The sequence below is a fragment of the Marinobacter subterrani genome (genome assembly GCF_001045555.1).
GTDB classification, from domain to species: domain Bacteria; phylum Pseudomonadota; class Gammaproteobacteria; order Pseudomonadales; family Oleiphilaceae; genus Marinobacter; species Marinobacter subterrani.
Map to the genome: position 1 here is coordinate 3,207,588 of NZ_LFBU01000001.1, position 19,250 is coordinate 3,226,837.

Annotated in this window: 18 protein-coding genes; 14 read left to right on the plus strand and 4 right to left on the minus strand. The window is 60.4% G+C overall.

All coding sequences use genetic code 11. The features are described from left to right. Window positions 1–61 precede the first annotated feature (61 nt). A complete protein-coding gene (locus msub_RS14900) occupies window positions 62–1,129 on the plus strand; it encodes a GGDEF domain-containing protein (RefSeq protein WP_048496738.1) in 1,068 nt (355 codons plus the stop codon). 31 nt (window positions 1,130–1,160) lie between these two features. On the opposite strand, the gene msub_RS14905 is transcribed toward msub_RS14900, so the two are convergent. Continuing rightward, window positions 1,161–2,081, minus strand: coding sequence for an alpha/beta fold hydrolase (locus tag msub_RS14905; RefSeq protein ID WP_048496739.1), 921 nt, complete (start codon window positions 2,079–2,081; stop codon window positions 1,161–1,163). Between the two features lie 196 nt (window positions 2,082–2,277). Between msub_RS14905 and folE the strand changes: the two genes are divergently transcribed. The 9 genes from folE to msub_RS14950 all read left to right on the plus strand — a co-directional run bounded on the left by folE (window position 2,278) and on the right by msub_RS14950 (window position 11,757). After that, on the plus strand, window positions 2,278–2,847 hold the full coding sequence (gene folE, locus msub_RS14910) for a GTP cyclohydrolase I FolE (protein ID WP_048496740.1): 570 nt from the start codon (window positions 2,278–2,280) through the stop codon (window positions 2,845–2,847). A gap of 25 nt (window positions 2,848–2,872) precedes the next feature. Continuing rightward, complete coding sequence (gene folX, locus msub_RS14915) at window positions 2,873–3,247, plus strand: dihydroneopterin triphosphate 2'-epimerase (protein WP_048496741.1); 375 nt, start codon at window positions 2,873–2,875, stop codon at window positions 3,245–3,247. 23 nt (window positions 3,248–3,270) lie between these two features. Next, window positions 3,271–3,708, plus strand: a complete 438-nt coding sequence (locus tag msub_RS14920) for a CoA-binding protein (RefSeq protein ID WP_048496742.1) — start codon at window positions 3,271–3,273, stop codon at window positions 3,706–3,708. Window positions 3,709–3,814: 106 nt separating this feature from the next. Continuing rightward, complete coding sequence (locus msub_RS14925) at window positions 3,815–5,131, plus strand: HD-GYP domain-containing protein (RefSeq protein WP_048496743.1); 1,317 nt, start codon at window positions 3,815–3,817, stop codon at window positions 5,129–5,131. Between the two features lie 118 nt (window positions 5,132–5,249). After that, window positions 5,250–7,454, plus strand: a complete 2,205-nt coding sequence (locus msub_RS14930; protein WP_227506744.1) for a putative bifunctional diguanylate cyclase/phosphodiesterase — start codon at window positions 5,250–5,252, stop codon at window positions 7,452–7,454. Between the two features lie 50 nt (window positions 7,455–7,504). Then, on the plus strand, window positions 7,505–7,819 hold the full coding sequence (locus tag msub_RS14935; RefSeq protein ID WP_048496745.1) for a hypothetical protein: 315 nt from the start codon (window positions 7,505–7,507) through the stop codon (window positions 7,817–7,819). Window positions 7,820–8,076: 257 nt separating this feature from the next. Beyond that, window positions 8,077–8,535, plus strand: coding sequence for a MerR family transcriptional regulator (locus msub_RS14940; RefSeq protein WP_048496746.1), 459 nt, complete (start codon window positions 8,077–8,079; stop codon window positions 8,533–8,535). Between the two features lie 3 nt (window positions 8,536–8,538). After that, entirely contained in the window at window positions 8,539–11,181 is a 2,643-nt protein-coding gene (locus msub_RS14945) for a heavy metal translocating P-type ATPase (RefSeq protein WP_048496747.1), read from the plus strand. Window positions 11,182–11,307: 126 nt separating this feature from the next. Continuing rightward, the gene (locus msub_RS14950) at window positions 11,308–11,757 is read left to right on the plus strand and encodes a DUF411 domain-containing protein (RefSeq protein ID WP_048496748.1); all 450 of its coding nucleotides are present in this window, start codon (window positions 11,308–11,310) and stop codon (window positions 11,755–11,757) included. Window positions 11,758–11,817: 60 nt separating this feature from the next. On the opposite strand, the gene msub_RS14955 is transcribed toward msub_RS14950, so the two are convergent. Further along, window positions 11,818–12,813, minus strand: a complete 996-nt coding sequence (locus msub_RS14955; RefSeq protein WP_048496749.1) for a hypothetical protein — start codon at window positions 12,811–12,813, stop codon at window positions 11,818–11,820. A gap of 129 nt (window positions 12,814–12,942) precedes the next feature. Between msub_RS14955 and msub_RS14960 the strand changes: the two genes are divergently transcribed. The 3 genes from msub_RS14960 (at window position 12,943) to msub_RS14970 (ending at window position 15,964) form a co-directional block, all read left to right on the plus strand. Continuing rightward, window positions 12,943–13,617 (plus strand): Fe2+-dependent dioxygenase, encoded by a 675-nt coding sequence (locus tag msub_RS14960; RefSeq protein WP_048496750.1) that lies wholly within the window; start codon window positions 12,943–12,945, stop codon window positions 13,615–13,617. Window positions 13,618–13,700: 83 nt separating this feature from the next. Then, on the plus strand, window positions 13,701–15,686 hold the full coding sequence (locus msub_RS14965) for a ribonuclease R family protein (RefSeq protein WP_048496751.1): 1,986 nt from the start codon (window positions 13,701–13,703) through the stop codon (window positions 15,684–15,686). A gap of 71 nt (window positions 15,687–15,757) precedes the next feature. After that, window positions 15,758–15,964 carry a hypothetical protein gene (locus msub_RS14970; protein WP_048496752.1) on the plus strand — a complete coding sequence of 69 codons (207 nt, stop codon included), beginning with the start codon at window positions 15,758–15,760 and terminating at the stop codon, window positions 15,962–15,964. A gap of 15 nt (window positions 15,965–15,979) precedes the next feature. On the opposite strand, the gene msub_RS14975 is transcribed toward msub_RS14970, so the two are convergent. Continuing rightward, entirely contained in the window at window positions 15,980–16,873 is an 894-nt protein-coding gene (locus msub_RS14975; protein WP_048496753.1) for an acyltransferase, read from the minus strand. 349 nt (window positions 16,874–17,222) lie between these two features. Between msub_RS14975 and msub_RS14980 the strand changes: the two genes are divergently transcribed. After that, complete coding sequence (locus msub_RS14980) at window positions 17,223–18,374, plus strand: alpha/beta fold hydrolase (RefSeq protein WP_048496754.1); 1,152 nt, start codon at window positions 17,223–17,225, stop codon at window positions 18,372–18,374. Between the two features lie 155 nt (window positions 18,375–18,529). Here msub_RS14980 and msub_RS14985 read toward each other — a convergent pair whose 3' ends face one another. Then, window positions 18,530–19,201 (minus strand): haloacid dehalogenase type II, encoded by a 672-nt coding sequence (locus tag msub_RS14985; RefSeq protein WP_048496755.1) that lies wholly within the window; start codon window positions 19,199–19,201, stop codon window positions 18,530–18,532. Window positions 19,202–19,250: the final 49 nt, after the last annotated feature.

Genomic DNA, 19,250 nt, shown 5'->3' on the forward strand with positions numbered 1-19,250 from the left:
AATTCAGAACTGTCCCCGCGATGGACGCGGGCGGATAAGAACCAGACAGCAGGAGTAGGCTGTGAATTTGTCAGCACCACCCGATACGCTCGCCTCCAATCCGACTTTGGCAGTACTTGGCTTCAAGCGTCAGCTTGTCTATCACCTGCATTTCTGGGCATTCATCGCGGTTGCGCCGCTGGTCATGGTGCAGTGGCAGCAGTCGCACTACCTGCTCTCCGCCATGCTGATCCTGTTCTGCGCCAATGCGCTGCTGGTCATTGGCTTTCTCCGGCTGCGCGACACCTACTTCCTGAAAGGCCGGCTGTTCCCCCTGCTTGCCGTGGTATGTGCCGCCTATTCCACACACATCAACGGCCATGCCGGCCTCTACTGGGCCTATCCGGCAGCCGCTGCCCTGTTTTTCCTGTTGCCCCTGCGAGAAGCCATCGGTACCAACATTGTGTTCGTTGTGATCATGGCGGTGGTGTCGTTCCTGCGCTTTCCGGAAGCGGATTTCTGGCGAATTACCTTTTCCCTCGGTCTGACCTGTCTGTTTGCCATGATCTTTGCCTGGCTGGTGGGCAAGCTCCAGCAGGAACTGACCCGGCTGGCCACCACAGATCCGCTGACCGGCTGCCTGAACCGTTCGCAACTGGCTGATATTCTCAACAGCCAGATCCAGATGCGCGAAAGGTACGAACGGGTCTCCAGCCTGATCCTGCTCGACCTGGACTACTTCAAGACCATCAACGACCAATGGGGCCACCTGGCCGGTGACAAGGTGCTGACGGAGCTGGCACTGCGGCTGCGCAAACGGCTCCGGGAAAGCGACCAGCTGTTCCGGATCGGCGGCGAGGAATTCATGGTTGTACTGCCGGAAACCCGGCAGAAAGACGCCGACGCCCTGGCCCACCAGCTGCTTAGCAGTGTCAGTGCCCGGCCTTTCCTGGACGATATCAAGCTGACCGCCAGCGCCAGCGTGGCGGAAGTGAGCAAGGGGGAGACCTGGTCAGTATGGCTGAACCGGGCCGATCAGGCGCTCTACGAGGCGAAGGCGCAGGGCCGCAACCAGGTTGTTAACGCGGCCCGGCCGCTGCCGGCCATTGGCCAGGGGGGCCGGGCAATGCCCGATTCGGCGGCCAGTTGAGCCGGCGGCGCCCCTCCATGTTGATGACCGACTACGGGGCCAGGCGCTTGCGGAAATCCCGATAGGCACTGAAGACATCCCAGGGGCATTCGAAGTGGGGGTAATGGCCAATATTCCTCAGGCACACCACGTCGGCGTCGGGAATCAGTTCCCGGTAACGTCGGGCCATGGCCGCCCCCGACACCGGATCAGCGGTACCGGAGATCAACCGCATGGGCTGTTTCGCCTTCTGCAGGGCGCCGACCCAGCGGTTGCGGTGGCACCGGCGCTCCTCCATGAACTGGATCAGATGGTGCAGGATACCCCGACCATTGTTGTAGGTCAGCAGATGCCAGAAATCTTCCATATCCTGACTGTCCGGGGGATTCTGGCTGCCAAATAACCGGCGGAAGCTGCGTTCGAAACTGCGCCGGGTAAGCCCCCGGCTGATCAGCCCGCCAAACGGGCTTCGCAACAGTTTCTGGATCAGTAACGGGTTATGCACCTCCGGAAAGAGCGCGCCGTTCAGGAAGCAAACACTGGCAATGCGGAACGGCAATCCTTCCTCCTGCTCCCGGGCCAGCAGTTCCTGGGCGACGCTGCAGCCATAATCGTGGACAAACAGGTGTACCGACGGCAGCCCCAGCCCCTCGATCCAGCCCTGCAGCAGATCGGCCTGGTCTTCAATGCTGTAGTCGTAGTCTGATGGCTTGTCGGAAAAGCCGAAACCGAGCAGGTCCAGGGTCAATAGATTGTGCTGTTGCAACAGCATGGGCCAGAGGCGGCTCCAGTCCCAGCTGGCAGTGGGGAACCCGTGCACCAGAACCAGCGGCTCGCCCTGGCCCGCCATGCGACTGAAGATGGCATGGCCCTCATAGCTGAACCATTTGCCCGCCTGTTGCCACCCTTCCAGGGTGTCTGTCTCGCGCCCGGCAGCGATTGCGCCAGTGGCGTTGGTAATTACCTGTTCCATGCCCTGTCCCCGGCAACTGTTTACAGCCTGAAACTTTAGATCAATCCGGCGCCCTCTGCCATAGCGGAACCGCGCCAGCCACGGGGCATTGCGGCCAAAGTGGTCTTTTCCCGACGTGTGCCCGTAAATCGTAGAGATGACGGGCAAATTGCCTTAAGCTTTGGCCCTTGTATGACACAGCTAACCGGAAACGATTATGACCAAACTCCTTGACGACCTCGCGGGCCACTACCGGGCCATCATTGACGGCCTGGGCGAAGATCCCGACCGCGAAGGTCTGCAAGACACTCCCTTGCGCGCGGCCAAGGCCATGCAGTTCCTGACCAGGGGCTACCAGCAGGATCTCGGCGACCTGGTCAACAATGCCGTGTTCGAATCGGCCATGGACGAGATGGTGGTGGTTCAGGATATCGAGCTCTACAGCATGTGCGAGCACCACATGCTGCCGTTCATCGGCAAGTGCCACATCGCCTACCTGCCCCAGGGCAGGGTGCTGGGGCTGTCAAAATTTGCCCGCATTGTGGACATGTACGCCCGCCGCCTGCAGATCCAGGAGAACCTGACCCGGCAGATCGCCGAAGCCATCGAAAGCGTCACCAATGCCAAAGGGGTCGCCGTGGTGATTGAGGCACAGCATATGTGCATGATGATGCGCGGTGTGGAAAAACAGAACTCCCGCATGAAAACCTCGATGATGCTTGGCCAGTTCCGCAAATCCCAGGCCACACGAACCGAGTTTTTGAACCTGATCAGCAGCAATCGCTGAAACCCGGGAACCGGAGGGTGAGGGTATGACAGAGATTATCGGGAACCATCAGGCCAAGGTCCGTATCAAGGATCTTCTGCTCAGGGCCTACATCGGCATCAAGGAGGAGGAGATCAACAACCAGCAGGATGTGCTGATCAACGTTTGCCTCACTTATGATGCCACCGAGGCGGTCAACAGTAACGAAATCTCGGCGGCCCTGAACTACCGCACCATCACCAAGCAGATCATCCACCACGTGGATGGTAACCGCTTCGCGCTGCTGGAGCGGCTGACCCACGAGGTACTGACCATCGTCATGGAGCATGAAGCGGTTCAGTGGGCGCAGGTGGAAATCGACAAGCCCCACGCGCTACGCTATGCCGAATCCGTGTCTGTCTGCCTTGAGGCACACCGTTAATCCAGCAAGAGCGTTTTGAGGCTATGCCGAGCAACAACCCTGAACAGCTACGCCATATTCTGCAAACCGTGAAAACCATTGCTCTGGTAGGCGCCAGTGAAAAGACCAACCGGCCCTCCCATGACGTGATGGCCTACCTGCAAGCCCACGGCTACCGGGTTATCCCGGTGAATCCCCGCCTCGCGGGCCAGCAATTGCTTGGTGAAACCGTCTATGCCGACCTCAGTGCCCTGCCGGAACCGGTCGACATGGTTGACCTGTTCCTGGCACCCGAGCGCACCGATGCGGTGATTGACCAGGCCATTGGCCTGACGATTCCGGTGGTCTGGATGCAGATCGGGGTGATCAACGAGGACGGTGCGGCCCGGGCCGAAACCGCCGGCCTGACGGTGGTGATGGATCGCTGCCCGAAGCAGGAAATTCCCCGCCTTGGCATCCCTCCGGTCGCCGAACGCACCTGAAAGCTAATCTGGATCAGGGAACTGCGTCACACTTCTGGCACTCCGCTGTAACAGGCCTGTCAGGTCTGACATAATCGGCGCAAATGATCAGAAGTCTGGTAGAGCCATGTGGTTCCGACGTAAATCCAGCAAACCGGCCCGGACATCGGGCAGTTCGCCGCGCGTTCTTCCCGGAAGTGCCCAAACACCCGTTGCAACCCTTCAGCGGGTGAGGCTTCCTGTCGATCTGTTGAAGGCAGGGATGCGAATTGTCAGCCTGGACCGACCCTGGACCCAGGTGCCCGTGCTGTTTCAGGGGTTCACCCTCACCGATGGGGCGCAGGCGCAGATCCTTCGCCAGTACTGTGAATGGGTGCTGGTGGAAGATGAAGAAGATCGCCTGGACCCGGTGCTGGATGAGGCCTCGCTGCGGATGCGGCGCACCGCGGAACCACTGCCCGAAACGCGCACCCTCGCTCAGGAAATCCCCCGCGCCAAAGAGACCTGGAGCCGGACCCAGGCGTTTGTCGAGGAGGTTACCCGACAGATTGAATCGGGCAACGACCTCAATCTCCAGAGTGCCCGCCCGGTCATCCGGGAATGCGTCGAGAGCGTGAAGGCCAACGCCAGCGCCATGTTCTGGATGAGCCGGATCAAATCCCGGGACGCCTATACCGCGGAACACTGCCTCAGGGTGGCGATTTTCTGCGTCGCCTTCGCCCGCTTCCTGGGGTTGCCGGACGACGACCTGGAGACCGTGGGCATGTGCGGGCTTCTGCACGACCTCGGCAAGCTCAAGGTGCCTGACGAGATCCTGAACAAGCCGGGCGCGCTGACTCCGGATGAATACACCGTCATGCGCCAGCACACCACACTCGGGTATGAACTGCTCCGGGCCGATCCGGGCCTTGATCCGATCATCAGCGACGTAACCTGCCATCACCATGAACGGATGGACGGTCGCGGCTACCCGCAGCAATTGAAGGAGTGGCAGATCAGCCGGTTTGCCCGGCTGGTATCGATCGTCGATGCCTTCGATGCCATCACCAGTGACCGCTGCTACCGGGACGGGCTCCCGACATCCGACGCCATCCGCATTCTCTACCGAAACCGGGGCCAACAGTTCGACGCCAGTATGGTGGAGGCGTTTATACGAATGGTTGGCGTGTATCCGCCCGGCAGTCTGGTAGAACTGTCCACAGGGGAGGTTGCCATCGTGGTCGCCACCCACCCGGGGCGCAAGCTGAAGCCGAGGGTGGAAATTCTGCTGGATGCCGACAAGCACCCGGTAGAACCCAGGATGATTGATCTGGCTGCAGCCAGCACTGGCAGCAGCCACGCGGTGCCGGAAATTGCCCACCCTCTGTCCGATGGCGCATTCGGGGTCTCGTTGCACGAGCGGATTCAGCAACTGATAGCCGTACCCGGTCACAATGCCTCATAATCGATTCCCCGCTGCCAGCAGGCAGGCGGTACCGTTCACAATCACGGAGTAACCTGTGGAACAACCTGCATCACCTCCTCGAGCTGTAATATCGGGCCTTCTGAGCCCGGTGTTTCCGATGGTGATCTTTCTGGTTTTCCTGGGCCTGGCCACAGGCCTGCGCTTCGGACTGGTTCAACAGGACAAGAACCAGATCGAAGCCAATCTGGCCAACGAAGCCCGGGCCATGGCCAATCACCTTGAGCGGGAATTTCTGGTACACGCCGAAGCCATCCGGCGCATGGCCAAGCGCTTGCATTCGAATCCCGCCATGACCAGGCTCGAGTGGCGCCGGGATGCCCGGAATTACCTGGATGATTTCGGGGTCTACCAGGCCATCGAGTGGGTTGACCGGGACTTTGTCATTCGCTGGCTCGAACCTGTCGCCGAAAATGAAGATGTGATCGGCTACAACGTGGCCTTCAACAATGAACGGCGGCGATCCCTTGAGCTGGCGCAGCAATCCGGCAACTGGGACCTGTCAGGCGTGATCGACCTGCACCAGGGCGGCAAGGGCATGGTGATCTACGCACCGGTTGGCGCCGGTGCTGAAAACAACGGCTTTATAGCCGGTGTGTTCCGGATGGAGGTGCTGGCCCGTCAACTGCTGACTAGCCGGGTGCTGGAGCTTTTCCGGATCGAGATCCGCCAGGCCGGCGCGGTGAGCTACGAGTTGAACGACTCCCGGCCGGTTAATCCGGATTTTTCCCACACCGAGCCGGTGGATCTGCCAACACTGGACTGGACGCTGACCCTCTACCCGACCGAGGAATGGGTGCAGCGACAATACAGTTACTGGCCGGGAATGACCTTCGCCACCTTTCTCCTGATGGGGCTGCTGACCAGCCTGACCACCCTGCTGGTGCAACTGATCCTGAAACGGAACCGGGCTCTGCTGAAAACCCGCCGGGAACTGGACCGGGAAATCGCGCAGCGCACCGCCATCCAGCAGGACCTGGCCCGCCTGGAGTCCACCGATACCCTGACCGGCCTGGCCAACCGCCGTTTCTTCATGGAAGACCTGTCCCACACCCTGAACATTGCCGACCGGCAGATGCGGCAGGTTGCCCTGATCATGCTGGATCTGGATCGCTTCCAGACCCTCAATGATTCCCTGGGCCACCAGTTTGGCGATGAACTGCTGATCAAGGTTTCCGAGCGGCTGAACCGGCTCAGCAACGAACGCATTCTGGTGGCCTATTCCGGCGGCGATGAGTTCATGCTATGCCAGCAGCAGGTGGATAACATTGACGACATCATTCACCTGCTGGGCCAGGTGAAGCAGTGTTTTGACCTGCCTTTTGAAGTACAAGGCCAATCCCACAGCATTACCGCCACCCTCGGCGTGGCGGTCTATCCCCAGAGCGGCCTGGACGCCGACACCCTGCTGCGCAATGCCGATATCGCGCTGTACCGGGCCAAAGAGCAGGGCCGCAACACCTATCAGTTCTATACCGAAGGCATGCAGGACCGGGAGGTCATGCGACTGGAGCTCGACAAGGATCTGAGCCAGGCCCTGGCCAACAACGAGTTCGTGCTGTATTACCAGCCCCAACTGAACCTGGACAACGGTGAAATCCAGAGCGTGGAAGCGCTGATTCGCTGGCAACACCCGCGCCGGGGCCTGTTGCCACCGGTGGAATTCATTCCACTGGCCGAGGAAAGCGGCCGGATTACGGACATCGGCCGCTGGGTGGTGATGGCGGCGTGTCGCCAGTTGGCCAAGTGGAAAGGTACGCCACAGGAAGGGCTGCGAATTGCGGTGAACCTTTCCGGCCGGGAGCTGGATGATGAAGACCTGGTGGATCATATCCGGGAGGCCCTGGCGTTGGAGGATGTGCCGGCAGATCGCCTGGAGGTGGAGCTCACCGAGGAGATCTTCATTCAGAACATCGAGCACAATCTGAACCAGCTCGCCCGCCTGCGCCAGCTTGGCGTGCATCTGGCCATTGATGATTTCGGGGTTGGCTATTCTTCGCTGGGTTATCTGCGTGATTTCCCGGTGGACCTGCTGAAAATTGACCGATCTTTCATCACCGATGTGACCGAGCGCCACGACGATGCGGTGATCACTCGGGCGGTGATCAATCTGGCCCACAATCTGGGTATTGAGGTGGTTGCCGAAGGCGTGGAAACCGAGGAACAACTGAATTTCCTGAAGAATCACCGCTGCAACTTTGCCCAGGGGTATCTGATCAGCCGGCCGATTCCGGTCGCGGATCTTGAGCAGGCGCTGGCATCCGGCGTTCTGGTCGCGGCCATTACTGCCGATTCCGGATTGTAATTACGGCAGGCGGTCCCCAAGATACGATTAAATGCTTCAAGTGAGATTCTATGGCTGCGCAATACCTGACTCCCGAGCAGGACGAGAGAATCCGCCAGTGGGAGCGCTGGAACCGGGGTTATTTTATTTTTGCCTTTGTGGCACTGACGATCATTCTGGTGTTCAGCAGTCAGCTCGGGTTATCCAGTGATGAGAGCTGGGGCCCCCTTGGGGTTCTGATCGCGGCGCTGATTACCCCGATCATTGTGCTGCAGCTGCGCCTTTCGTGCCCGGCCTGTGGCCACCGGATTGGCTGGCAGGCCAAGTTGATGGCGCCGGACCAGTGCAAGGCCTGCGGTACGTTTCTTCGCTCTAAGGGCCAGTAACCCTCCCTGAAGTTTCCCTTCTCAAAAAAACCTTTGACCTGTGAGTTGCTCACAGGTTTTAGGCTATCCTTAGCTTTTGGAGTTTGCCGTGTTGAGGCAAGGCTGGCTCCCGAAAACCGCTGTGAATACGTCCCTGCACGCTTGCTCTCCGCCATCCCTGGCTCCGAGCATTTTCGGGAGCCAGCCTTGCCTCAACACTCCGCTTGCTTCAGCGATGGATTCCTGAGGACCTTCCCTGTAGGGAGTAGGAACAGACGATGAAAGTTAAAGACATTGCAGTAGCCGCAGGCGTGAATCCGGATACCGTGCGGTTCTATACCCGCGAGAAGCTGCTGAAACCAACCCGCAATCCGGACAATAACTACCAGCAGTTCGACACCGAGGATCTCCGCCGGCTCCGGTTTGCGCGGAAGGCGCGGCAACTGGGATTTTCGTTGCCGGAGATCCGGCAGATTCTGGATCAGGCGGACGATCATCATTCGCCCTGTCCGATGGTTCGGGATGTGTTTCAGCAGCGGCTGGCGGAGGTTGAGCGGGAGATTCAGGAGTTACAGCAGCTGCGCAAGCGGATGACCACCGCCCTGGCTGCCTGGCAGGACATGCCTGATGGCACGCCGGATGGCCACACCATCTGTCGGCTGATTGAACACTGGGAAGACCCTGAGCCCTCTGAGGAGGCAGGCGACCAGACTAAGGATCTGAGTGAGGAGCGATAACGAATGACTGATGCACCCGTGTTACAGACCACGCTCAGCATTTCCGGGGCCTCGTGCCAGGGCTGTGCGAAAAAAATCCGCAACGCTCTGGCGCCGTTGACCGGGGATGCTGACTTGGTGGAAGTCGATCTGGATCAGCAGACCGTGGCGCTGCCGGAAGGGGTGGACGCCGCTGAGGCGGCGAGGATTGTGACTGAGACCGGTTACCCGGCCGAGCGGTTTGAAGCTGCGTCAGAACCTGCCAGTTGCTGTGCCTCCAAGCCCAAGGAGAGTGAGAGCGACGACGGGCATCAAGACCAGCCGTCCCCGAAAAGCAGCGAGCCGCGCTCGGACAGCAGTCAGGCGAGCACTCCGGACTCCGAAGACGGGCAGGTTCACCTCTCGGTGACCGGCGCTACCTGCGCCTCCTGTGTCAACACCATCGAGAAGGCTCTGATGTCGGTGGGTGGTGTGAGCCATGCCCATATGAATCTGGCAGACAATACCGCCACGGCCACGGGGAACGCGGATCCAGAGACTCTGGTGAAGGCGGTTGAGAGTGCCGGGTATGGCGCCAGCGTAATCCAGGACGAGGACGAAGCGGACGACCGCAAACAGGTGCAGGACCAGAAGCAATACAAGGTTCTGCTGGCGAAAATGGCCGTCAGCCTGGTTCTTGGCCTCAGCCTGATAGTCTGGGGTATGGGTTTTGGCACGATGATGGTAACCGAGGCCAACCAGGGTAGCTGGCTCGGGCTGGGGCTACTGACGCTGATCGTGATGGCTGCCACCGGCGGGCATTTCTATACCGGGGCCTGGAAAGCATTCCGGCATCATAACGCCAACATGGACACGCTGATCGCCCTGGGCACGGGCACCGCCTGGCTCTATTCCATGGTAGTGGCCAGTGTGCCGGGTGCGTTACCGGAGATGGCGCGCCATGTGTACTTTGAAGCCTCGGCCATGATCATCGGTCTGATCAATCTGGGCCAGGCGCTTGAGTTGAGGGCCAAGGGCAAGACCTCGGAAGCCGTGCGCCGGTTGCTGGATCTGCGGGCAAAAACCGCCCGGGTGATCCGTGACGGGGAGGAACGGGACATTCCGGTGGAAGATGTCCGCAAGGGTGACCGTATCCGGGTGCGGCCCGGAGAAAAGCTGCCAGTGGACGGGGTGATTGCCGAGGGCACAACCCGCATTGACGAGAGCATGCTGACCGGCGAGCCCATGCCGGTAAGCAAATCGGAAGGCGATGAGGTGTCAGCCGGCACCCTGAACACCCACGGCTCGATTGTTTATGAGGCCACCCGGGTAGGCAATGAAACGGCCCTGGCCCAGATCATCAAGCTGGTGAAAAAAGCCCAGGGCTCCAAGCCTGCCATTGGCCGGCTGGCGGACCGGATTTCCTCGGTGTTCGTGCCCTCGGTCATGCTGATTGCCGTTGTGACGGCGCTGGTCTGGTACAACGTTGGGCCGGAGCCTTCGGTGGTGCATATGATGGTGGCCGCCACCACGGTGCTGATCATTGCCTGCCCCTGTGCCCTGGGCCTGGCCACACCCATGTCGGTCATGGTCGGCGTGGGCAAGGCAGCGGAATATGGTGCGCTGATTCGCCAGGGCGATGCCCTGCAGACGGCCGGCAAGCTCGACCTGGTGATTCTGGACAAGACCGGCACCATCACCGAAGGCCATCCCACGGTCACCCGGGTGCATGCCAGCAATGGTGACGAACAGCGCCTGCTGGCCCTGGCGGCCGGGCTGGAACAGCACTCGGAGCACCCGCTCGCCGAAGCCATTCTGGCGAAGGCAAAAGCGGCCGGTGCCGAGGCCGGGAAAGTGACCGGCTTTGAAGCCCTGAACGGCAAGGGCGTCAAAGGCGAGTTTGACGGCCAGACCCTACGCCTGGGCAACCGGCGCTGGCTGGAAAGCGAAGGCCTGTCCCTGAACGATCTGACCGATGCCGCCGGTACCATCGCCGAAGAAGCCGGCACGCCCCTGTTCCTGGCTCTGGGCGACCAGGCCCTAGGTGTCATCGGAGTTGCCGATGCCATCAAACCCGACTCCAAAGCCGCGATAGCACGCCTTCACAAGGATGGCATCAAGGTGATGATGGTCACCGGCGATGTCGATGCCACCGCCAGAGCCATTGCTGCCAAAGCGGGTATTGATGACTACCGGGCGGAAGTGTTGCCGGAAGACAAGGCCGGGGTGGTCAGTGAAATGCGCGGCAAGGGCTACACCGTGGCCATGGTGGGCGATGGCATCAACGATGCGCCGGCCCTGGCTGCGGCGGATGTCGGCTTCGCCATTGGCACCGGCACCGATGTGGCCATTGAAAGCGCGGGCATCACCCTGATGCGCGGCTCCCTGCATGGCGTACCCGATGCCATTGAGATCTCCCGGGCCACAGTGAAAAACATTCACCAGAACCTGTTTGGCGCCTTCGTCTACAACACAATGGGTATTCCGGTGGCTGCGGGCCTGCTCTACCCTGTCTGGGGCATCCTGATGAGCCCCATACTGGCCGGCGCCGCCATGTCCCTGTCGTCTGTGACCGTCGTTTCCAATGCCAACCGCCTGCGCCTGTTCAAGACCAGCCACAGGCCGGCACGGGACGGCGTCAATAGTGACGAAAAGAGTGATCCGAAACAGCAAAAGGAGCGGAACTGATGGAAACACTTCTGGTCAATGCCGGAGGACTTGCCCTGATGGCGGCCATCGTCTGGTGGTTCTGGCTTTCCGGCTCCGGCGACACGGGCTCAAACGAACAGCAACATCACCACTGAGGAACACGCCATGAAAAAACACACCCTGGCTCTTGGCCTGATGGCTGCTCTGGGCTTCAGCACCACCGCACTGGCGGCCGGTGCGGCGCAGAACATTCACGTGTACAAATCACCAACCTGTGGCTGCTGTACCGACTGGGTCAAACACCTGGAAGAGAATGGCTTTGAGGTGGAAGTGACTGAGACCAACAACCTCAACCCGATCAAGGCCAAGGCCGGCCTCACCCCGGCGCTGGCCAGCTGCCACACGGCGTTTATCGGTGATTATGTGATCGAAGGCCATGTGCCGGCCAGCGACATCCAGCGGCTGATCGCCGAGGCGCCGAAAGCCGCCGGTCTCAGCGTACCGGGCATGCCTATGGGCTCACCGGGCATGGACATGGGAAACCGGCAGGACCATTACAAGGTCATTATGTTTAACGATGCTGGTCAGACCCGGGTCTTTTCTCAATACAACTGACCCGGGCCTCAGGCAGGGGCGGGCAAAACCGGGGCCGCAAGGCCCCGGCTGGCAACCGGCTCAGTAGAGGTAGGGTGCCAGTGCCAGCTCCAGACGCGCCTGGGCGGCGTACAGGTCAGGCACGGCGATGACGGCCTGCTCCGGCGGAATCGCGGTCGGCCAGGCTTTCTGCAACTTGTCCAGCGCCTTAACGGCGTCACGCCACGCCTCTTTGTTCTGCTTCTTGAGCATTCCCTGTTTCGTCTGCAGGTAATCCCCGGCGGCCAGCACAAAGCCACGGCCGTCCTGGTATTCATGTTCCGCAACAAAACGCCCGTCTTCCAGAGCTTCGTCATACTCCAGCACTGCCTGCTTGGTCAGTGCCAGAACGACTTTGGATACGCTGGCAGCACTCTGGCCGTCGACGGCCTTCACCGCCTTTTCAAGGTCGACCCAGGCAGCCTGAAACTCCTCACTGATATCGCCCCACTTCTCGACCTGCCCGGCCTTTTCCGCCAGCACCTTCAGGTGATTACCGAGGTCGTCCTGGCCACGGCTTTCAAGGCCTGCATCCGCCATCGGGTACACTTCCACCCACGGATGGGTCAGGTGTGGACGACCCTCAGCCACATCGCCTGACTTGATCAGTTCCCGGGCGGCCATCAGGTGCCCTTGCATCATCTGGAGCATGGCAACATAGGCACCGTCGGACTTCACCGCCGACACAGCGCCTCCGGTTTCACCGCCTTCGCCACCTTCGCCGCCTTCACCACCGGTCGCGAAGTAGCTGAACGCAGCTCCGGCTTCGCCGCCATGGGCTTCGCCACCCTCTCCGCCTTCTCCACCGTGCGATTCGCCGCTCTGGCCGCTCTCACCGCCGTGATGCTTGCCCTTTTCGCCCCCGTGATGCTCGCCACCTTCTTCCTGGTAGTGCTCACCTTCCTCGCCACCATGGGAGCCGGAGTTCATCATCTCGTCGTGGTGCTGGTCTCCGTGCTGGTCCGCGAAAGCGCCGGAGCTTGCCAGCAATGTCGCCATACCGATTCCGGTCCAGAGTTTCAGTTTCTGATGGGTCATCGTGTTCTCCTCAAAAGGCCGCCTGAGTGCTCCCAAAGGCGGTAAGATTGATGGGTGTGTCATGGTGGTGCATGATGCGTTAATCTTTATACGGATTGCAAATTATTCCCATTGCGAATTGGAGAATTGATGATTCTGTGCATCAGCGAAATCCTGAGTAGCGAACAACTGGCGCGTATTCGCGCGGCCCTGGACAGTGGACGCTTTGAAGATGGCCGTAAAACCGCTGGCTGGCATGCCCGCCTGGTCAAGAACAATGAACAGATGAACATGGCCGATGACGCCGCGGACACGCTTCGTGCCGAGGTGGAAAAAGCGCTCACCGGGCACCCGGTGTTCCAGATGGCGGTACGGCCGGCGAAAATGACACCCATCCTGTTCAGCCGCTACCGGGATGGCATGACCTACGGCAACCACGTGGACGACCCGGTGATGGGCCGGGGAGCGGGCCGGTTGCGCACGGATATCTCCTTTACCCTGTTCCTGGATGAGCCCGCCAGTTACGACGGTGGCGAACTGGTGACCGACACCACCGCTGGTGAACAGTTCTACAAACTGCCGGCCGGGGCCGCCGTGATCTATCCGTCCTCGACCCTGCACCGGGTGGAACCAGTGACCCGGGGCCAGCGCCGGGTCGCCATCGGCTGGATTCAGAGCACCATCCGCGACCCCGCCCAGCGGGAAGTGCTGTTCGATCTGGACACTGCCCGGCGGCAGCTGTTCGAACGTGAGGGCAAAACCGCCGAGTTCGATCTGCTCACCAAGTCGCTGGCGAATCTGCAGCGCTTCTGGGCGGAAATCTGATTCGGACAGTCTGCTATCTGACGCATGGGGCCATAACCGTTATACTCCGCCCCATCATTCATTTTTAGCAGCCAGGTTACTTCATGCTCAATGCCGACGCTCTCAGCCAGTTGCGCCAGCTGAAAACCGATATCAAGGAAAACAAGGTGGTCTTTGCCGGCACCGTCAAAGCCACCAATGGCCGCTTCGGGTTTGTCGCGCTCGATGAGGGCCGGGATGTGTTCCTGCCCCCGGAGGAAATGCAGAAGGTCCTGCCGGGCGACCGGGTGAACGTCACCGAGCAGGAAGTGGAGAAAGGCAAAACCCAGGGCGTGGTGGACGAACTGCTGGAAACCCGCCTGAACACCTTTGTGGGCCGTTACCTGGTAAAAGGCAAGGGGCACTTCGTGGTGCCGGAAACCCCGGGTATCAACCGCTGGATCTTCATTCCGCCCAAAGAGCGAATGAATGCCCAGCCGGATGACTACATTTACTGCCAGATTCACAAGCATCCGATCAAGGATGGCAAGGGCCAGGCCAAGGTCCTTCGGGTGATTGGCAAGACCGGAACACCGGGCATCGAGCGCGCCTTCACCCTGGCCACCTTTGATCTGGCGGACACCTGGCCGGAAGCAGTCCAACAGCAGGCCGATGGCCTGACTGACGGCGACATCGAAGCCCGGGAAGCCGGGCGCGAAGACCGCACCGACCGGCCCTACGTGACCATCGACAGCCCGGGCACCCAGGACATGGACGACGCCCTGCTGGCCGAACCCAACGCCACCGGCTGGACCCTCTCCATCGCCATCGCCGACCCGACGGCGGTGATTGCAACCGACAGCCCGGCCGAGCAGGAAGCCTTCAACCGCGCCACCGCCATCTATTTCCCCGGCGAGCCACTGCCCATGCTGCCCGACAGCCTCAGCACCCGCCTGTGCTCGCTGATGCCCGAGGTGAAACGCCTGGCGCTGGTCTGCGATCTGCAGGTAAACAACGACGGCAGCCTGGGTAACTACAGCTTCCACCAGGCGGTAATCCGGTCCAAGGGCAAACTCAGCTATGAGCTGGTCTCCAACCTGATCGAAGGCCGGGAGGACGACGACATCAAGGCCCTGCCGGAAACTGTCAGCAACAGCCTGGATCAGCTGCACCAGGCGGCCACGGCTCTGCGGAAATGGCGCAGTGAACACGCACTGCTCAGCGGTGACCGTCCGGAATTCCGCTTGCGTCTGGACGAGAACAAACGCATCCGCCTGATCGAGCCCTCTGTGCAGAACGAGGCCCATCGTCTGGTGGAGGAATGCATGGTGGCGGCCAACCGCTGCGCTGCGGATTTCCTCAGCAGCCAGAGCGCTGGCCTGTTCATCCATCACCCCGGCCTGCGGGATGACCGCGCCGACAATATCCGGGCGCTGATCGAAAGCCATGCACCGCACCTGGCCGCTGTCGACGCCCATCAGGCAGACGGCTTCAGAACCCTGATGAAGGAAACTGAAACACTGGAAGCCGAGGTGCCGGTCAAGGCCATACTGTCCCGGCAACTGGCCCGGGCCGAGCTGAGCTTCAGGCCGGCGCCGCACCATGGCATGGGCCTGGAGGCCTACACCACGTTTACCTCGCCGCTGCGGAAGTTTTCCGATTTCTACGTGCACCGGCTGATCCGGGCCGCGCTCTGGGATGCGCCCATGAAAGCGCTGACCGCAGATCAGCTCGAGGCCCTGCAGGCGGCCCAGATCCGCGCCAGGCAGGCGGCCAACAGCCTGGAGGCCTGGCTCAAGAGCGACTTTGCCAGAACCCTGGGCGAAGCCCCCATGGCCGGGATTATCAGCCGCACCGTGCCGGCGGGCTTCTTCGTGCGCCTGGATGCCAACGGGCTGGAAGGTTTTGTCAGCTGCAAGGAGCTTGAGGGCAAATACAGCTTCGACCCGGTCACCCTGCGCCTGATTCACAACAAGAACGGCCGGATTTTCCAGCTCGAGCAGCCGGTTATGGTGAGTTTCGCCGGGGTGGATGACGAGCGCCGGCAGATCAATTTCACGCTGGTGGAAGCAGCAAGCGAACCGGCCGGCGACAGCCCCGCCAACGGTTGAAAAACCGCTGGGGCAGGCGCATCGTATCAGCCAGAACATAGGCTTTCGGGAAAGATGGGGAGAGATGCGCCATGCCGATCAGCGCCAGTGAATTTCTGAAGAAATACGGATTTGAAGCGGAAGACGAAGAGGGGGATCACAGCCTCCGCCATAACGCCATGGAACACGCGAAACACCTGCGCCGGCCCCACGCCGGAACGCCCCACGACTGGGAGGACTGGGAGCGTTACAAGCAGGAGCATCCGGATGATATCGAGGAGGACGACAGCGATCGCTGACGCCTCCCAGCGGTGTTACCTCGCCAGCATTCGCTCCAGCCGCTCATCTTTCGCCCGCCACTGGTCCCCCAGCCAGTTTTTCACATTCCGGCGGTGCTCGGCATCGGTTGAATAGTCCCGGCCTTTCAGGTGCTCGGGGATATCGACGGTGTGGATTTCCATTTTGACTTCCCGCACCCGGCCGCAGATAAAGTCCCAGAAGGTCGGGGCGCCACCGGGATAGGCGATGGTGACATCCACCAGGGTCTGGATTGAGTCGCCCATGGCGTCCAGTACGAAGGCCGCGCCGCCGGCCTTGGGCGTCAGCAGGTGTTTATAGGACGACTTCTGCTTGTCGTGCTTGGCCTGGGTAAACCGGGTACCTTCCACGAAGTTCATGACGCTGACAGGGGTATGTCGGAACTGCTCGCAGGCCCGGCGGGTGGCCTTGAGGTCCTCGCCGCGCTTTTCCGGGTGTTTGATCAGGTATTCCTTGGTGTAGCGCTTCATGAACGGGAAATCCAGGCCCCACCAGGCCAGGCCAATCACTGGCACCCATATCAGTTGCTGCTTGAGGAAGAATTTCAGAAACGGTGCCCGGTGGTTGAAGACCCGCTGCATGGCGAAGATATCGACCCAGCTCTGGTGGTTGGCCAGCACCAGGTACCAGCTTTCCCGCTTCAGATTCTCCGCGCCTTTCACATCCCACCGGGTGCCATGAGTCAGCTTCATCCAGCCGGTGTTGCAGGCAACCCAGGCTTCGGCGATCCAGATGATGATTCTGGTACACAGGACCCGGAAGCCCTTGATGGGGATGATGAGTTTCAGGATGGCGGGGATGTACAGAAGGATGCACCAGAACAGGGTGTTGATTCCCAGCAGGATGGAGTTGAGTACGCCGATAACGGGTGCGGGAAGGAAGCTGAGCATGGCGATCCTGTTTTGGTTGTTGTTTCCAGATGGAAGGTAATCATAACAATCAGAGGCAGGATTGGGCAGTGGCCTGAAGTGACCGGTTTGCCCATCCGTTTGGACAGTTCTGCCATGGTTGTCTCTGAGGCATTTGCTCTATTCTTGTCCCAGACTGCGGGATTGGGCGTTATCGCAGGTACGAGATGGCTTTCCCAGACACGCCGTAAACCCATCCCTGGGGGCTCGGCATTGCCATCCATGGCAATGCACGGTCTGGGAAAGCCACCTCGTACCCGCTCGCCAAACTTTTATTTTGCCCGCCTTGTGTTCGTCTTAAATTCGGATCACGGCCTTTATGGACATGCCCATGCCCAATTTCCTTAAATACGCCGCCGACCGGGCAGCTGGTCTCACGCGGCAAACAACCCTGTATGCCGGCAACGCCTTTGACCGGGTGTTCCGCGCCGCCAGTCTGGTGCAGGCGGGGCAAACGCCGTTCGAGACGCTATTTACGGACGGGCTGGTGAGCCTGCGCTACTACGCGCCGCTGGCGGAGGACTTTGTCGAGCTGGAGGGCGAGACCATCCCGGTTGAACGCACGGCCCAAAGAACACCGATCGTGATCGTGCCACCCCTGGCGGTAAATATGCTGATCTACGACCTGTTTCCCCAGCGCAGTCTGGTGCGGTTTCTTCGGGCCAAGGGGTTTGAGGTGTATCTGATTGACTGGGGCATGCCGACCCGGGCGCACAGTCACTACAATCTGCACACTTATGTGGCCGAGTTGCTGCCGGCGTATCTGAATCGGGTGCGGGAGCACAGTGGTGAGCAGGAGTTGTCCCTGCATGGCTGGAGCATGGGCGGGATGTTTACGCTGTTTTACTCGGCCTTGAGCAATGATCAGCACGTCCGCAATGCCATTGTGCTGGGCTCGCCCATCGACAGTCACGCCTCGGGAATCCTGGGGCTCCTGAACCAGCGCATGGCCGATGTGGCCGGGTTTATCCGCAAACGCACCGGGTTCCGGCTCCATGACGTGAAGCCCCACTGGTTTCACACCCCGGGTTGGGCCAACACGATCGGTTTCAAGCTGACCAATCCAATCGGAAGCGTGATGAGCTATTGGGAGTTGATCATCCGCCTGGGGGACCGGGAATTTGTCACCAACCACGCGACGACGTCGGCCTTCCTGGACCGCATGGTGGCCTATCCCGGTGGAATCATTCAGGACACGGTGGTTCGGGTCTGGATCGACAACCAGCTCTCGAAAGGGGAAATCCAGATCGGCGACGACATCGCCAAGCTTGAAAATGTAAGTGCCAACCTACTGGCTATCGCCGGCAGCGAAGACACCATGGTAACGCCGGGCGCCGCCAAGCGGGTGATGGATCACGTCAGCTCTACCGACAAGACTTTTCGGGTGGTTCCGGGTGGTCATATGGGGATCCTGGCTGGCAGCAAGGCGCCAAAAGCAAGCTGGTTGGAACTGGCAGAGTGGCTGGCCGCGCGATCTGACTGAAAAATTCAGACGGCCTTCGTCAAAACTTGGAGCGGGCATCGGGGCGGGCTTTCCAAAACTGTGCGGAGCCAGGGATGGCGGAGCCCAAGCGTCACATGGATGTGCCGCAAGGAGCGTGTTTTGGAAAGCCCGCCCCGATGCCCGCCTGCACAGAGTCAGAGGCCCTTCAGAGTCTCAGGCAACTCCGAAAGGCTTTTTATAACCGCCGAGGGTTGAATGCCCCAGTCTTCGAAGACTTTATCGGGATTTCTTTTGACCCAGACCGCCAACAACCCGGCTGCCCTTGCACCAATAACATCCCAGGCGTTACTGGAAACGAGGCAAAGCGGTTTGTCCCAAGCTCCGGTCACACGCCGGGCATAGGTGTAAACGGCGGGATCTGGCTTGAAACTTTTTATGTCATCAACGGACACCAGACCGTCAAACTGCGCCAACAGATTGTTGTGCCCGAGCACCTTTTCCAGGGCCGGATAACTGCCATTGGAAAACGCAAACAGCGGATACTGGCCCTTCAGGCTTTTCAACGCCGGCAAGGAATCGTCAAACGCCGGCAGTGACAAATAAGCCGCCATCAGTTCGTTTTCACGTTCCCCGGACATCGACAGTTTGTGCGTGGCCATGGCGTAGTGCAGAGCCTGACGGGTGCACACGCCGAAGTCTTCGTAGACTTTCATCAGCCCCTTGCGGAACGAGAACTCCAGCTGTTTCTCGCGCCAGAGCGCGGCGACGGCTTCTGCACTGTCTCCGGCATCTTCCGCCAGCAGGCGGGACATGCCCATGGGATCGACCAGGGTTCCGTAGACGTCGAAAGCGAGGGTCATGGTCATCGGTGGCACTCCTCATCCGGAAAGGGTCTAGGGGTCGTATACCTGGGTT

Bases quoted from the DNA above. Each gene is read 5' to 3' on its own strand.
- msub_RS14905 (WP_048496739.1), bottom strand. From the start codon at position 2,081: ATGGAACAGGTAATTACCAACGCCACTGGCGCAATCGCTGCCGGGCGC.
- folE (WP_048496740.1), top strand. From the start codon at position 2,278: ATGACCAAACTCCTTGACGACCTCGCGGGCCACTACCGGGCCATCATT.
- folX (WP_048496741.1), top strand. From the start codon at position 2,873: ATGACAGAGATTATCGGGAACCATCAGGCCAAGGTCCGTATCAAGGAT.
- msub_RS14920 (WP_048496742.1), top strand. From the start codon at position 3,271: ATGCCGAGCAACAACCCTGAACAGCTACGCCATATTCTGCAAACCGTG.
- msub_RS14925 (WP_048496743.1), top strand. From the start codon at position 3,815: ATGTGGTTCCGACGTAAATCCAGCAAACCGGCCCGGACATCGGGCAGT.
- msub_RS14930 (WP_227506744.1), top strand. From the start codon at position 5,250: ATGGTGATCTTTCTGGTTTTCCTGGGCCTGGCCACAGGCCTGCGCTTC.
- msub_RS14935 (WP_048496745.1), top strand. From the start codon at position 7,505: ATGGCTGCGCAATACCTGACTCCCGAGCAGGACGAGAGAATCCGCCAG.
- msub_RS14940 (WP_048496746.1), top strand. From the start codon at position 8,077: ATGAAAGTTAAAGACATTGCAGTAGCCGCAGGCGTGAATCCGGATACC.
- msub_RS14945 (WP_048496747.1), top strand. From the start codon at position 8,539: ATGACTGATGCACCCGTGTTACAGACCACGCTCAGCATTTCCGGGGCC.
- msub_RS14950 (WP_048496748.1), top strand. From the start codon at position 11,308: ATGAAAAAACACACCCTGGCTCTTGGCCTGATGGCTGCTCTGGGCTTC.
- msub_RS14955 (WP_048496749.1), bottom strand. From the start codon at position 12,813: ATGACCCATCAGAAACTGAAACTCTGGACCGGAATCGGTATGGCGACA.
- msub_RS14960 (WP_048496750.1), top strand. From the start codon at position 12,943: ATGATTCTGTGCATCAGCGAAATCCTGAGTAGCGAACAACTGGCGCGT.
- msub_RS14965 (WP_048496751.1), top strand. From the start codon at position 13,701: ATGCTCAATGCCGACGCTCTCAGCCAGTTGCGCCAGCTGAAAACCGAT.
- msub_RS14970 (WP_048496752.1), top strand. From the start codon at position 15,758: ATGCCGATCAGCGCCAGTGAATTTCTGAAGAAATACGGATTTGAAGCG.
- msub_RS14975 (WP_048496753.1), bottom strand. From the start codon at position 16,873: ATGCTCAGCTTCCTTCCCGCACCCGTTATCGGCGTACTCAACTCCATC.
- msub_RS14980 (WP_048496754.1), top strand. From the start codon at position 17,223: ATGCCCAATTTCCTTAAATACGCCGCCGACCGGGCAGCTGGTCTCACG.
- msub_RS14985 (WP_048496755.1), bottom strand. From the start codon at position 19,201: ATGACCATGACCCTCGCTTTCGACGTCTACGGAACCCTGGTCGATCCC.